This is a genomic window from Micromonospora sp. SCSIO 07396, assembly GCF_053667945.1.
In genome coordinates, this window is record NZ_CM132210.1 from 318,600 (window position 1) to 332,245 (window position 13,646).

General features: G+C 73.8%; 16 protein-coding genes. 7 read left to right on the top strand and 9 right to left on the bottom strand.

What is annotated here, in order from left to right:
- The gene (locus tag ACWCHM_RS01465; RefSeq protein ID WP_204957897.1) at window positions 1-573 is read right to left on the bottom strand and encodes a DUF5709 domain-containing protein; all 573 of its coding nucleotides are present in this window, start codon (window positions 571-573) and stop codon (window positions 1-3) included.
- A 73-nt stretch (window positions 574-646) separates the two neighbouring features.
- The gene (locus ACWCHM_RS01470) at window positions 647-1,570 is read right to left on the bottom strand and encodes an ATP-binding protein (RefSeq protein WP_454221311.1); all 924 of its coding nucleotides are present in this window, start codon (window positions 1,568-1,570) and stop codon (window positions 647-649) included.
- A 254-nt stretch (window positions 1,571-1,824) separates the two neighbouring features.
- Here ACWCHM_RS01470 and ACWCHM_RS01475 point away from each other — a divergent pair, with 254 nt between their 5' ends.
- The gene (locus ACWCHM_RS01475; protein WP_204957900.1) at window positions 1,825-3,147 is read left to right on the top strand and encodes a glycosyltransferase; all 1,323 of its coding nucleotides are present in this window, start codon (window positions 1,825-1,827) and stop codon (window positions 3,145-3,147) included.
- 22 nt (window positions 3,148-3,169) lie between these two features.
- Here the strand turns inward: ACWCHM_RS01475 and ACWCHM_RS01480 are convergent, their stop codons facing one another.
- The 4 genes from ACWCHM_RS01480 to ACWCHM_RS01495 all read right to left on the bottom strand — a co-directional run bounded on the left by ACWCHM_RS01480 (window position 3,170) and on the right by ACWCHM_RS01495 (window position 6,763).
- On the bottom strand, window positions 3,170-4,024 hold the full coding sequence (locus ACWCHM_RS01480; protein WP_239485170.1) for a hypothetical protein: 855 nt from the start codon (window positions 4,022-4,024) through the stop codon (window positions 3,170-3,172).
- A gap of 59 nt (window positions 4,025-4,083) precedes the next feature.
- The gene (hisN, locus tag ACWCHM_RS01485; RefSeq protein WP_454221312.1) at window positions 4,084-4,902 is read right to left on the bottom strand and encodes a histidinol-phosphatase; all 819 of its coding nucleotides are present in this window, start codon (window positions 4,900-4,902) and stop codon (window positions 4,084-4,086) included.
- A 456-nt stretch (window positions 4,903-5,358) separates the two neighbouring features.
- Window positions 5,359-5,682 (bottom strand): nuclear transport factor 2 family protein, encoded by a 324-nt coding sequence (locus tag ACWCHM_RS01490; RefSeq protein WP_454221313.1) that lies wholly within the window; start codon window positions 5,680-5,682, stop codon window positions 5,359-5,361.
- A 250-nt stretch (window positions 5,683-5,932) separates the two neighbouring features.
- Window positions 5,933-6,763, bottom strand: coding sequence for an SDR family NAD(P)-dependent oxidoreductase (locus tag ACWCHM_RS01495; protein ID WP_204957904.1), 831 nt, complete (start codon window positions 6,761-6,763; stop codon window positions 5,933-5,935).
- A 58-nt stretch (window positions 6,764-6,821) separates the two neighbouring features.
- On the opposite strand from ACWCHM_RS01495, the gene ACWCHM_RS01500 reads away from it, so the two are divergent.
- Entirely contained in the window at window positions 6,822-7,478 is a 657-nt protein-coding gene (locus ACWCHM_RS01500) for a TetR/AcrR family transcriptional regulator (protein WP_281894188.1), read from the top strand.
- Between the two features lie 3 nt (window positions 7,479-7,481).
- Here the strand turns inward: ACWCHM_RS01500 and rsgA are convergent, their stop codons facing one another.
- Window positions 7,482-8,375, bottom strand: coding sequence for a ribosome small subunit-dependent GTPase A (gene rsgA / locus ACWCHM_RS01505; protein ID WP_239484980.1), 894 nt, complete (start codon window positions 8,373-8,375; stop codon window positions 7,482-7,484).
- 204 nt (window positions 8,376-8,579) lie between these two features.
- Window positions 8,580-9,881 carry a 3-phosphoshikimate 1-carboxyvinyltransferase gene (gene aroA / locus ACWCHM_RS01510; RefSeq protein WP_204957906.1) on the bottom strand — a complete coding sequence of 434 codons (1,302 nt, stop codon included), beginning with the start codon at window positions 9,879-9,881 and terminating at the stop codon, window positions 8,580-8,582.
- A gap of 103 nt (window positions 9,882-9,984) precedes the next feature.
- On the opposite strand from aroA, the gene ACWCHM_RS01515 reads away from it, so the two are divergent.
- The 5 genes from ACWCHM_RS01515 (at window position 9,985) to rsrA (ending at window position 13,288) form a co-directional block, all read left to right on the top strand.
- Window positions 9,985-10,683: an SOS response-associated peptidase gene (locus ACWCHM_RS01515; protein ID WP_454221314.1), complete on the top strand. Its 699-nt coding sequence runs from the start codon at window positions 9,985-9,987 to the stop codon at window positions 10,681-10,683.
- A 200-nt stretch (window positions 10,684-10,883) separates the two neighbouring features.
- The gene (locus ACWCHM_RS01520; protein ID WP_204957908.1) at window positions 10,884-11,276 is read left to right on the top strand and encodes a WhiB family transcriptional regulator; all 393 of its coding nucleotides are present in this window, start codon (window positions 10,884-10,886) and stop codon (window positions 11,274-11,276) included.
- Between the two features lie 32 nt (window positions 11,277-11,308).
- Window positions 11,309-11,962 carry an alpha/beta hydrolase family protein gene (locus tag ACWCHM_RS01525; protein ID WP_454221315.1) on the top strand — a complete coding sequence of 218 codons (654 nt, stop codon included), beginning with the start codon at window positions 11,309-11,311 and terminating at the stop codon, window positions 11,960-11,962.
- A 215-nt stretch (window positions 11,963-12,177) separates the two neighbouring features.
- Window positions 12,178-12,999 carry a sigma-70 family RNA polymerase sigma factor gene (locus ACWCHM_RS01530; RefSeq protein WP_204957910.1) on the top strand — a complete coding sequence of 274 codons (822 nt, stop codon included), beginning with the start codon at window positions 12,178-12,180 and terminating at the stop codon, window positions 12,997-12,999.
- Between the two features lies 1 nt (window position 13,000).
- On the top strand, window positions 13,001-13,288 hold the full coding sequence (rsrA, locus tag ACWCHM_RS01535; protein WP_454221316.1) for a mycothiol system anti-sigma-R factor: 288 nt from the start codon (window positions 13,001-13,003) through the stop codon (window positions 13,286-13,288).
- Window positions 13,289-13,417: 129 nt separating this feature from the next.
- Here rsrA and ACWCHM_RS01540 read toward each other — a convergent pair whose 3' ends face one another.
- The gene (locus ACWCHM_RS01540; protein WP_369700219.1) at window positions 13,418-13,492 is read right to left on the bottom strand and encodes a 50S ribosomal protein bL37; all 75 of its coding nucleotides are present in this window, start codon (window positions 13,490-13,492) and stop codon (window positions 13,418-13,420) included.
- Between the last annotated feature and the right edge of the window lie 154 nt (window positions 13,493-13,646).

A 13,646-nucleotide genomic window follows, 5' to 3' on the forward strand; every position in this document is an offset into this window, starting at 1 on the left:
TCAGTGCGCGTCCGGCGGCCGGGTCTCGTGGACGGCCAGTTCCTCGGCGCTCGCGCCGCCGCCGGCCGCGCCCGCGTCGTAGGCGATGCTGTCGGTCTCCTGGTCGGTGCGGGCCCCCTCGTCCGGTTCGACCAGCCGGCCCACCTGCGCGTCGGCGACCGTGCCGAGCTGACCGTGGTCGTAGAGCGAGACCGGGGAGTTCGGGTCCGAGGTGGGGCCCGGGTCGAGCACGTCGGCGTCGAGCTGGGCCTGCGCGGCGGCCTCCTCGTTCTCCGCCTCGGCGGCGATGTCCGGGTCGACCGGCCCGGCCAGCGGGTCGTCGGCCCGCCGTTCGTACTGCTCGCGGTCGAGTTTGTAGTCCAGCGACTCGCCGTCGAGCTGCTCGTCGGCGGTGGTGCCGAAGTGGTCGACGGCCACCGGGGTACGGTCGCCGGGCAGCTGGGCCGGGTCGGGGCCGTCGGCCTCCCGGCCGGTCAGCACGTCGTCGTCGGCGGTCGAGTCGTCGTCGGCGGTGTCGGGCAGGCCGAGCGCCTCGGGGTCGGACACGGGGGTCGGGAACTCGTCGTCGCGCATGGCTGAGCACTACCCACTGGCATGGCCCGGGTAACCGGGTCCCGCTCCCCGGATCAGGACGAAAGGGCACCAATCAGTCGTGGTGCCAGTGTGACTCGTCCTCGGTGTGCAGCACACACCAGATCACCTTGCCGTCCGGGAGCAGGGTGCTGCCCCAGCGCCGGGCCACCGTGTCGATCAGCAGCAGCCCCCGGCCGCCGGCCGAGGTGAGCGGGGCCAGCCCCCCGTAGCGGGGCTGCCGCCGGGAGTGGTCGCGCACCGCCAGGTGCACCGTGTCGCCCTGCGCGGCCAACCGCAGCGTCATCGGGGTCGACGCGTGCGCCACCACGTTGTTGACCAGCTCGGTGGCCGCTATGCAGGCGGGTTCGGCCAGCTCCGGCACGCCCCACCGGGCACACCCGTCGGTCACCAGTTCCCGCACCCACCGGGCCGCCCCGACCGCCGGCGTCAGCTCCTCGGTCAGCACCGCCGCCATCGGCGTACGGGCCAGGGCCGCGGTCGCCGCGTCCAGGGTCGGGTAGACCGCCAGCTCCGTCGCGTCCCGCTCGGCGACCGCCCCGGTCGGGTCGACCACCAGCAGGTCGGCGGCGGGCCAGTCGCGTACCGCCCGGCGTACCCCGGTCAGCAGTTGCCCGACGGCGGGCCCTGCGCCGCGCAGCCCGGCCACGTCGACCAGGATCGGACCGGGCCGGTCGACGAGCCGGGTGAGCAGCGCGTCGCGGACCCGGTCGACGTCGACCGGCCCCAGCGTCCCGGCCAGTCGGACCAGCGCGGAGGACTCGTCAGCCACCACCTGGCATCCGGTCCCGGGGTGCCGGACCGTTCCGGGGGTCGGCAGGTCGGCGCGGCTCATCGCGGTCGCGCCCGACCGGCCCGGGTGGGCCGGGTCGTCGTCGCGGCGACGCCGGGCCGGGCGCGGCACGGCGTGGGGGGTGGTGTCGACGCCGCCGGTGACGCCGGCATTCACCACGGCGGCGACGGCGGGGGTACGGGTCATCGGCATCTCCGCCCGGTACCCCGGGTCGGGCCGGGTCATGCCGCCGCGCAGCCACTGATCATCCGGACCACTCAGGTGAGCCACGGTTCACCCCGGGTCAGGCCCGCCCCGGCCCGGGTCGGTGTGGGCCGCCCCACAGCCGGTCCATCGACCCGCTGACCGCTTCCGATCTGCGAGGTTTCGGCTCGTGGGGCCCCGGTTAATGGGACGCTCTGACCGGAGACCATCCCTTGCAGATCGCATGGAGGTGCACCATGCGCGTCGGCCTCGTCTGCGCGCACGCCGGGTCGTCCCGGCACGCGGAAGGACCGCCCGTCGGCACCCACGAGCACGTCGCTCGGGTCGCCGGCGAGCTGGCCGGGCGCGGCCACGACGTCCGGGTGTACGAGCGCCGCGACGACCCGGCCCTGCCGGCGAGCGTCGAGATCGACGGGTACCTGGTGGAACGGGTGCCCGTCGGCCCGGCACAGCCCACCGCCACCGGCGACCTGGTCCCGTACGTGCCCGAGTTCGGCCGCTGGCTGGCCGACCGGTGGACGGGGGAGTGGACCCCGCAGGTGGTGCACGGGCACTACTGGATCGGGGGCCTGGCCGCCGCGCACGCGGTCCGGGAAACGGACATCCCGGTGGTGCAGACCTTCCACTCGCTCGGCGTCGAGCAGCGCCGCCACCTCGGCCGCCAGTACGACGGCCCCGGCGAACGCATCCCGCTGGAGCGCGCGCTCACCCGGGCGGTGGACGTCGCCGTCGCCCAGTGCAACGACGAGGTCGACGAGCTGACCCGGATGGGGCTGCAACGCTCCTCGGTGGCGATGGTGCCGACCGGGGTGGACGTCGAACGGTTCCACCCCGACGGCGAGGCCGCCCCCCGCGACCAGCGGGCCCGCATCCTCTCCGTCGGCGGGCTGTCCCCCGGACACGGCCAGGACGACCTGATCCGGGCGATGCGGCTGGTCGGCGACGCGGAACTGGTGATCGCCGGCGGGCCGCCGGCGGACCAGCTGGCCACCCACGCGGAGGCCCGGCGGCTGCGCGAGCTGGCCGAGCGCACCGGGGTCGCCGACCAGGTCACCCTGGTCGGGGCGGTGCCGCACGACCAACTCGCCACCTGGTACCGCTCGGCCGACGTGGTCGCCTGCACCCCGCACTACTCCTCGGCCGGGCGGGTGTCGTTGGAGGCGATGGCCTGCGGGGTGCCGGTGGTCGGCTACGCCGTGGGCGGCATCGCCGACGCGGTGGTCGACGAGGTCACCGGCCGGCTGGTGCCCCCCGGTGACGTCCGCACGCTGGGCATGACGCTGCGCCGGCTGCTCGCCGACAACGCGGGCCGGTTCGCCTACGGGCACGCCGCGGTGGACCGGGTGCGGTGCAGCTACACCTGGGAGCGGACGGCCGGCGCGCTGGAACGGCTCTACGAGCGGGTGGTGGGTCGGCGTACCCCGGTCGAGGTGCCCGAGACGGTGCCGGTGGACGTCGAGGTCGATCCGTCGGCCGGCCCGGACGCCACCGTGGGGGTGGAGGTCGAGACGCCGGTCACGGGGACGACCACCACGACCACCGGCCCGGTCGGCGTCTGACCGCGCCCCGACCGCCGACCGGTCAGGCGCGGGGGGCCGCGCCGACCATGGCGCGTTCCCGGGTGCGGGCCACCGCGTGGTGGTGCTGGGGTGCGGCGTACCGGGTGAGCCCGATCACCGAGGCGAGGGTGATCAGGAAGCCGACCGCAGCCAGCCACTCCCGGCCCGGCCAGATCTTGTCGTTGAGCAGCAGCAGGCCGACGATCGCGGCGGGCACCGCCCCGGCGGCGTCCATCGCGGCGACGGCGGCCGTCGTGGAGCCCCGCTGCATCGCCAGGCCGAGCAGCAGCTGACCCACCAGCGAATGGGCGATCAGCAGGTAGAGCAGCGGGTCACGGACGAACTCCTCGGCCGACGGTGCGGAGGCCAACGGCCGGGCGGCCACCGCGGCGGCGGAGAACGCCAGCCCGGCCAGGGAGCCGAGCGCCACCGAACCGGGCGCCCCGTGCAGGCGTACCGCGAAGAAGCCGAGCAGGCCGATCCCGCCGAGCGCCATCGCCAGGGCGACCAGACCGGCGGTGCCGAGCCCCTTGGAGGGAGCCGGCTGGGCGGAGAGCACCAGCGCGGTGATCCCGGCGAAGAGCAGCACCAGCAGCGCCACCTCGGCGGCCGGTAGCCGCCACTTGAGCACCACCACCCCCAGCAGGGCGGTCACCCCCAGGCCCGCCGCCACGCTCGCCTGCACCAGGAACAGCGGCAGGTCGCGCCGGGCCAGGAAGGCCAGCACGAAGCCGGTCACCTGGCAGAGCAGCCCGATCAGGTACGTCCGGTGCCCGGCCAGCCGCAGCAGCAGCCCCGGGTCGAAGGTGTGGTGCACGGTGGTCCGGGCGGCGGCGACCGACTGGAGCATGTTGGCGAAGCCGTACGCGACGATCATCGCCGCGAGGAAGCACCAGCCGGAGGACACCACCAGGCGAGAATAGAGTGCCGGTGCGTTCAGCGCGCGGTTGGCCGACCCAGCCGGGACAGCACCTCGGTGTGCAGCGGCCCGTTGGTGGCGATCGCGCTGATCTCGCTGGATGCCGTCCCACCAGGGGCGGGAGCACCCTCCAACGTGGTCATGGTGCCACCGGCGGCGGTCACGATCGGCACCAGGGCGGCCACGTCCCACAGTGACAGTTCCGGCTCCACCATCACGTCCAGTGCCCCCTCGGCCAGCAGCATGTAGCCGTAGAAGTCGCCGTAGGCGCGGCTGCGCCAGGTGTCGCGCATCAACTGGAGCACCGCGTCCAGCCGGCCGGCCGCCTCCCACCCGGTCAGCGACGAATAGCAGAAGCTGGCGTCGGCGAGGTCGCGGACCCCGGAGACCCCGATCGGTTCACCGGAGGCGGCGTCGCGCCCGGCGTACGCCCCCACGCCGTCGGCACCCCACCAGCGCCTGCCGAGCGCCGGGGCGGAGACCAGCCCGACCACCGGCCGGTCCCCCTCCAGCAGGGCGATCAGGGTGGCCCACACCGGCACACCCCGGACGAAGTTCTTGGTGCCGTCGATCGGGTCGATCACCCACCGCCGGTCGTGCGGGCCGGTGGCCGGCTGCTCGCCGTACTCCTCGCCGAGCAGCCCGTCGTCCGGCCGGTGGGCGGCCAGCAGCGCCCGGATCTCCCGCTCGACTGAGGTGTCTGCGTCGGAGACGGGGGTCAGGTCCGGTTTCGCCGCCACCCGCAGATCCAGCGCCCGGAACCGGTCCATCGAGATGGCGTCGGCCGCATCCGCAAGCCGATGAGCAAGATCAATATCCCCCACATACCCCGTCACCCCGAAACCCTACCTTCCACCCCACCCCACCCCACCCCACCCCACCCCACCCCACCCCACCCCACCTCCCCTCCTCCCCCTCTCTCCCCCCAACCTCCCCCCACCCGCTTGCCCGCCCCGGTGATCAAGAGGTTTGCGTCAAATTTGATCTTCAACTTGACGTAAACCTCTTGATCAACTGACGCAAACCTCTTGATCACCGGGGCGGGAGAGGAGGCCGGGGCAGCGAGGCGGGGCGGCGAGGCCCGAGGCGGGGCAGGCGGGAGGCGAGGCATGGGTGGCGGGGTGGAGCGCCGGGCCGGGTTGGGCGGCGAGGCGGGCGGTGCGGCCGGAGGGGGCGATGGAGGGGGCGGTGGAGGGGGAAGGGACGGTGAGGGGGTGCTGGAGGGGGGTGGTGGAGGGGCGGGGGTGCGGGAGGGGGCTGGGAAGGGCGGGGCGGCTGTGGTCGGGGAGGGGTCAGACGGGGGTGATCGCGAGGTTGGTGACCTGGTCGTGCTGGATGCCGAACACGAACGCGAAGGACAGGGGCCCGCCGGGGAACTCCCCGTCCCCGGAGGCCACCAGCCGGTCGCCGGCGAACGAGGTCGGCGTGATCACGATCTTCGGGTTGATCAGGTGCACCTGGATCCACTCGCGGATGGCGGACTCGCCGGTGTAGGCCGTCCCGTCGTCGTGCACGGTGGCCCCGTCGGCGAAGACCGCGGCCAGGGCGTTCGGGTCGTGGGCGTTGGTGGCCGCGACGAAGTTCTCGACGGCCTGGGGAAGGTGGACAGTGTCCATTGTGCTCTCCAGATCTTCTCGGGTGCCGGGGCGCGGGTGCGTCCCGTGTTCCGGTGGCGGCTCGGCGGCACGGTGATGCTGCGGGTGCCGTCCCGCCATGGGCCGTGCAGCATGGTGATCAGTTCAGGTTCGGGATGACGGTCGGCGAAGGCCCGCCAGGTCGGGAGACCTGCCAGGTCGGAAGGCTCGCCGGGTCGGAAGGCTCGCCGGGTCGGGAGGCCCGCCGGGTCGGGAGGTCCGGTCGGCAGGCTCAGAAGTCCGCCGAGCGCGAGAGCTTCTCGTTCGCGCGCAGCTCCGTGAGGGCGTTCTCGTGCATCGCGACGACGGCGTCGTAGCCGGAGTTGCCGAGCACGATCCGGTGCGGCGGGACGGGTGCGGCCAGCGCGCCGATCACGGCTTGGACGCCGCGTTCGGGATCGCCCTCCTGCCTGCCGTTGTGGTCCACGAACGCCGCCTTGACGCCCTCGACCAGCGGCACGTAGGCGTCGACGGTCTCGTTGACGGGTTCGTCCTGGAAGCCGGCGAAGGCGTTGGTGCGGAATGCTCCCGGTTCCACGAGGAGCACGCGTACCCCGAACTGTTCGACTTCGTGGCGCAGCGTCTCGGACAGCCCTTCGAGGGCGAACTTCGCCGCCGAGTAGTAGCCGAATCCCGGTGCGCCGACGAGGCCCGCCACCGACGACATGTTCACGATCCAGCCGCCGCCGCGGGCCCGCATGCCGGGCAGGACCGCGCGGATCACCTCGACCACGGCGAACAGGTTGAGGTCGAACGTGCGGCGGATCGTCTCGTCGGGGGCGCCCTCGATGGAGCCGAACCAGCCCCGGCCCGCGTTGTTGACCAGTACGTCGATCCCGCCGAACCGTTCCTCCGTCGTGCGGACCGCCGCCCGCACCTGCTCGGCATCGGTGACGTCGAGCGGGAGTACGAGCACCCGGGCACCGTACGGTTCGGCCCATTCTCGCAGTTCGGAGGGGCGACGGGAGGTCACCGCCACCTGGTCGCCCTGGTTCAGTGCGGCTTCGGCATAGAACAGGCCGAACCCTCCTGGCGTCCCCCCGGTGATGAACCACGTTCGCATGGACTTCTCCTTTCGCTATAGCGGCCAATGTAGCGCTACATGCGCTACTGTAGCAACCATGCAGAACGCACGGGATCGCCTCCTGCTCGCCACGGCGGAGTTGCTGGAGAGCGGCGGCACGGTGTCCACGAGGGCGGTGTGCGAACGCGCCGGGGTGCAGGCCCCGACGCTCTACCACCACTTCGGCAGCAAGCAGGGCCTGATCGACGCCGTGGCCAACCACGGCTTCACCCAGTACACGGCGGTCGAGAGTTCCGGCGACCCGCTGGGCGACCTGCGGGAGGGCTGGGACCGCCACGTACGGTTCGGGCTGGAGCACCCGTCGTTCTACGGGCTGCTCTACGGCCGGGCCGAACCGGGAAGGCCGTGCGCCGTGACCGCTCCCGCGCACGCCGCGCTGCGCGAGCGGCTCACCGGCGCCGCCGTCCAGGGCATGCTCAAGGTGCCGGCGGCCGACGCCGCCGAACAGGTGCTCGCCGCCAACGTCGGCATCACGCTCACCTTGATCAGCCAGCCGGAGCCGGACTTCGGGCTGTCCGAACGCGTCCGCGAGGCCGCGCTGGCCGGGGTCCTGCACACCCCCTCCGCCGATGCGCCCGCCACCCGGGCGAGCGCCGCACTGACGTTGCGCGCACTGGTCGGCGACGACCCGGGCGACCTCACCCCTGGCGAACGGGCGCTGCTCGACGAGCTGCTGGACCGCCTGGCCCGCTAGGTGTCAGGAGCCGGCCAGCGGATCGCCGGGGTTGCGCTCCACCTCGCGGGGATCGCCCTCGCCGGCCCGGGAGGCCAGCAGCCGACGGTACGAGGCCAGCCGGCGCTGGTCGGCCTTGCCGGCGGCCACCCAGGCGTCCAGCGCGCAGTCCGCCTCGTCCGGGGTGTGCGGGCAGTTGGGTGGGCAGTCCACCGTCCCCTCGACCAGGTCGGGGAAGCCGTGCAGCAGGCTCTCGGCCGAGACGTGGGCCAGCCCGAAGCTGCGGATGCCCGGGGTGTCCACGATCCAGCCCGGGTCACCGTCGCCGTCGGGGGTACGCGGCAGTCGCAGCGCCACCGCGCTGGTGGAGGTGTGCCGGCCCCGGCCGATGGCGCTGACCACGCCGACCGCCCGCAGGGCGTCCGGCACCAGCCGGTTGACCAGCGTCGACTTGCCCACCCCGGAGTGCCCCACCAACACCGACACCCGGCCGGCGAGCAGGGCGCGCAGCGCGTCGAGGTCGGAGTCGGGCCGGACCAGCACGTACGGCAGTTCCAGCTCGGTGTAGTAGCCGACCACCTGTTCCGGGCCGGCCAGGTCGGCCTTGGTCAGGCAGAGCAACGGCTCGATGTCGGCGTCGTACGCGGCGACCAGGCACCTGTCGATGAAGCCGGTCCGGGGCGGTGGGTCGGCCAGCGCGCTGACGATCACCAGTTGGTCGGCGTTGGCGACCACCACCCGTTCCAGCCGTCCCTCGGCGGTGTTCTCGTCGTCGTCGGCGGTGCGCCGCAGCACCGAGCGCCGCTCGGCGATCCGGACGATCCGGGCCAGCGCCCCGTCCGCGCCGGAGACGTCACCGACCAGGCTCACCCGGTCGCCGACCACCACCGACTTGCGGCCGAGTTCACGGGCCCGCATCGCGGTGACGGCCGCGCCGTCCGGGGCGTCGGGGAGGACGCAGGTGTAGCGGCCCCGGTCGACGGCGATGACGAACCCGTCGACCGCGTCGTCGTGCCGGGGGCGGGTCCGGGTACGCGGACGTGAGGACCGGCCGGGCCGGACCCGTACGTCGTCCTCGTCGTACTCCCGTCGCTTGGTCGCCAGGACCTGCCCCCTCCGCCGTCAGCTCTTGCCGGTCACCAACGCCGACCATAGTGCCGGGAACTCCGGCATGGTCTTCGAGGTGCACGCGACGTCGTCCACCTCGATGCCTCCGACGGCGAGCCCGGCCACCGCGGCGGCGTGCGCCATCCGGTGGTCGGCGTAGGTGCGGAAGGGGCCTCCGCGCAGCGGTCGGGGCCGGATCTCCAGCCCGTCGGCGGTCTCGGTCAGGTCGGCGCCGAGCCCGGTGAACTCGCGGGCCAGCGCGGCGATCCGGTCGGTCTCGTGCCCCCGGATGTGCCCGATGCCGGTGAACGTCGACGGCGAGTCGGCGAGCATGGCGAGCGCGGTCAGCGCCGGGGTCAACTCGCTGACGTCGGACAGGTCGGCGGTCAGGCCGTGCACGGTGCCGGTGCCCCGCACGGTCAGCCCGGCGGTGGTCAGGGTGACCTCGCCGCCCATCCGGTCCAGCAGCGAGCGGAGCTGCTCGACCGGTTGGACGCTGTTGTGCGGCCAGCCCTGCAACGTCACCTCGCCGCCGGTGACCATGGCGGCGGCGAAGAAGGGGACCGCGCCGGAGAGGTCGGGTTCGATCTCCCAGCCCCGGCCGGCGAGCGGCCCCGGCTCGACCACCCAGACGTCGTCGACGGTGTCGTCGACGGCCGCCCCGGCGGCGCGCAGCATCTGCACCGTCATCCGCAGGTGCGGCGCGGAGGGCACCGGCGGGCCCTGGTGCCGGACCACCACGCCCCGGTCGAAGCGTGCCCCGGCGAGCAGCAGACCGGAGACGAGCTGGCTGGACGCGGAGGCGTCGATCACCACCTCGCCACCGGTGACCCGGCCGACGCCCTGCACCACCAGGGGCAGGCTGCCGGTCTCCGGGGCGTCGATCCGGACGCCGAGCGAGCGCAGCGCGCCGATCAGCGGGCCGAGCGGCCGGACCCGGGCCTGCGGGTCGCCGTCGAAGGTGACCCGCCCTTCGGTGAGCCCGGCGACCGGCGGGACGAACCGCATCACCGTGCCGGCGAGCCCGACGTCGACGTGGGCCGGGCCGACCAGCCGGTGCGGCCGGACCAGCCAGCGGTCGTCGTCGGAGACCGAGACGTGGGCGCCCATCGCCCGCAGCCCGCCCGCCATGAGTTCGGTGTCGCGGGCGCGCAGCGGCCCGTGCAGCGTCGACGGGCCACCGGCCAGCGCGCTGAGCACCAGGGCCCGTGCGGTCATCGACTTGGAGCCGGGTAGGCGCAGGGCGGCGGTGACCGGGGCGGTGGCGGTCGGTGCGGCCCAGGGCTGTTGCGGACGGGTGGCGGTCAGGTTTCCCACGGTCACATTCTGCCAACCCGGCGGCGTCGTGCGGGACCGCCGACGGGTCGACTCCCGGTGGGCGGGACAGCCGGCGGCGGCGTGGGGGGTTAGCGTAGGCGTCATGTGCGGCAGGTACGCGACGACCCGGAGTGCCGGCGACCTGAGCGCGGTCTTCGAGTCGTACGACGACACCGACGGCGGGGTCCGGCCGGACCACAACGTCGCGCCGACCGACCGGGTGCCCGTGGTGCGGGTCGATCCGGAGCGGGGGCGGGCGCTCTCGGTGGGCCGCTGGGGGTTGGTGCCGCACTGGGCGAAGTCGGCCGCCGGGGCGGCCCGCATGATCAACGCGCGGGCCGAGACCGTCGCCACCAGCCGGGCGTACGCCCTGCCGTTCGCCCGCCGGCGCTGCCTGGTCCCGGCCGACGGCTGGTACGAGTGGGTGCGCCGGGCCGGCGGTGGCAAGCAGCCCTACTTCATGACCCCGCGGGACGGCTCGGTGCTGGCGTTGGCCGGGATCTGGTCCCGGTGGGAGACGACGCTCACGTTCAGCGTGCTGACCACGGCGGCGGTGGGTGAGCTGGCCGAGGTGCACGACCGGATGCCGCTGCTGCTGCCGCCCGACCGGTGGGCCGAGTGGCTCGCCCCGGCCGACGATCCGGCGGCGCTGCTGGTCCCGCCGCCGGTGGAGTGGCTCGCCGGGCTGGAGATCCGTCCGGTCGGTACGGCGGTGGGCGACGTGCGCAACGACGGTCCGGAGTTGACCGCCCGGGTGTCGCCGGACGGGGAACGCTCCCACGGGGAGAGCGCACTGTTCTGATCGCGATAGGTGACATTGGCGCGTACGAATTGCCAGAGTTCCGGGTGAAACGTCGCTCGGATCTTTTGCCATCTTTCCGGCAGACCCCTTGTCTCCGTAGCCGACAGTGCGATACAACACAGCGCTGGCACTGGGAGCGTCCTCGCGCGGTGCGAACGACGCCCGTCGATCTTGCCGGTCCCACGGGGGAGGTGGGTGTGATGACCCGGGCACGTATGCCCCGACCGCACGAGGTGGCCGCCGCACGACGAGATCCGCGACTGCTCCGGGCGTTGCGGGATCGCCGTTCCGACGATGCCTGGCGGACCAGGGGCACCTGTCAGAGTGTGGATCCGGAGACGTTCTTTCCGGCACCCAACGAACCGGCCGACGCGGCAATCGCGCTCTGCCGCAGTTGCGACGTGCAGGGTTCCTGCCTGGCCTGGGCGTTGGAGGTGGGCGACACCCACGGCGTGTGGGGCGGCACGACGCCCCGCGAGCGCCGGGCCATGCTGGTCGCCTGGCGGGGCGAGGTCGGGACCGATTCCGGCACGGCCGCCGACGCCGGTCCGCCGGTCCGCGACCGGTTGCTCACCCTGGTGCCGTTGAGCTGAGCACGCCGCCGGCCACGGCGCAGAATGGCCTGATGCCCCGCTCCACGCAGCTCGACACCCCGCGCGGCCCGGCCCGGGTCGACACCGACCGGCCGACCGGCCCGCCGACGTCCCTGCTGGTGCTCGGCCACGGGGCTGGCGGCTCGGTGGACGCGCCGGACCTGCTGGCGGTGCGCGACGCCGCCCGCGACGCCGGGGTGCTGGTGGCCCGGGTGACCCAGCCCTACCGGGTGGCCGGCCGGCGGGCCCCGGCCCCGGCCGGGCACCTGGACGAGGCGTGGACGGCGGTGCTGGCCGTGCTGCGCCGTCGGCACCCCGACCTGCCGTTGCTGGTCGGTGGGCGGTCCAGCGGCGCCCGGGTGGCCTGCCGGACGGCCGGCCCGGTGGGGGCGGCCGGGGTGGTCGCCCTGGCCTTTCCGCTGCACCTGCCCGGCCGCCCGGAGCGGTCCCGGGCCGACGAACTGGTGACCGGCCTGCCGACGCTGGTGGTCAACGGCGACCGGGACCCGTTCGGGCTGCCCGTCGCCGCCGGGACGGTGCAGGTGGAGGTGCGCCGTGGCGAACGTCACGACCTGCGTCAGGACCCGGCCGGGGTGGCCGCCGCGGTGCTCGCCTGGCTGCGTACCCACAGGTGGGCCCGCGGACCGCGTCCACCGGTCGCGTCCCGGGCCGGTTCGCCGCGCTGACCACCCGTTTCCGCCCCGGCGGACCCCTCGTTGCATCCGGTGGTGTCGACCTTCCGGTTCGGGTGGTCGGGACCGTCCCTCCCAGGCCCTTCCTGGTCCCAGTCCTCCGGTAGCCGACCGGTGGGCCGGGACCAGGAGCGGGGGCCGGCGGAATGTGCGGCAGTCGGTCGGGTGTTACGACTCCCGGACGAGGAATCTGGCGAGGGGGGTGACCGGTGCCGACCGAGACACGGAACCGGGAACGGGACGATCGGGACGCACGGCAGCTCAGGCGGCTGCTCGACGGTCCGGACTGGCCGGCGGTGGAAACCGGCCCCCGGGTGGTGAGCGCGGGCACACCCGGCAGAACCGAAGCTGCGGACCGGTCCGTCCGCGTATCCTCGGCGGGACAGCATCCGACGCGAGGGGATGTGCGGTTGACCACCGAGAAGACGGACGAGCGCAGGGCCCGCTTCGAGCGGGACGCGATGCCCTTCGTCGATCAGCTCTACGCCGCCGGGCTGCGGATGACCCGCAACCCGGCCGACGCCGAGGATCTGGTCCAGGAGACGTACCTGAAGGCGTACGCCGCCTTCCACCAGTTCGAGCAGGGCACCAACCTGAAGGCCTGGCTCTACCGGATCCTGACCAACACCTACATCAACTCCTACCGCAAGCGGCAGCGCCAGCCCATCCAGGCGCCCACCGAGGAGATCACCGACTGGCAGCTCGCCGAGGCCGAGTCGCACACCTCCAGCGGGTTGCGGTCGGCGGAGACCGAGGCGTTGGACCGGCTGCCGGACACCGACGTCAAGGAGGCCCTCCAGCAGCTGCCTGAGGAGTTCCGCCTGGCGGTCTACCTGACCGATGTCGAGGGCTTCTCGTACAAGGAGGTCGCCGACATCATGGGCACGCCGATCGGCACCGTGATGTCCCGGTTGCACCGTGGGCGTCGTAACCTGCGCAAGCTGCTGGAGCGGTACGCCGCGGAGCGCGGTTTCAGCGCCGCGCAGCCCGCGAAGGGTTCGACCACCGCCACTGCCGGCCGGGAGGTGTGACGTGAGCTGTGGAGAACCGCACGAGACGGACTGCCGGGAAGTGCTCGCGGAGGTCTACCTCTACCTCGACCTGGAGTGCGCCGACGAGCGCCGCTCGCTGATCCGCCACCACCTGGACGAGTGCGGACCGTGCCTGCGCGAGTACGGCATCGAGCAGGAGGTGCGGGCGCTGGTGGCCCGGTGCTGCGGCAACGAGACCGCCCCCGACAAGCTGCGCGAGCGGCTGCGGGTACGCCTCACCGAGCTGGTGGTCTTCGAGCCCAGCGACTCCCGCGAACTCGCCGAGTGACACCGCACAGCGGACCCGCCGTGGACGAGACGGACACACGACGGTGGCCCGGGTCGAGTCGACCCGGGCCACCGGTGCGTCCGGCACGCGGCCGGACCTGACGTCGTGGCGGTCACCCGCCGCAACGGCTCAGGAGTTGGGGCGCTTGCCGTGGTTCGCGCCGCTCTTCTTACGGGCCTTCTTCTTACGGGCCTTCTTCGCCATGCTGACCTCCTCGTGATGGGTCCGACCCTGCTGCGGTTGACCCGCGACGCCGGTGCACGCCACCGGCCTCCCGGCGTCGGGTCCGACCTGATGATGCTAGTGCGGCCGGCGTGCGCCGTCGTGCGCCGGGGCGGCAGCGGTACGCCGGGGCGCG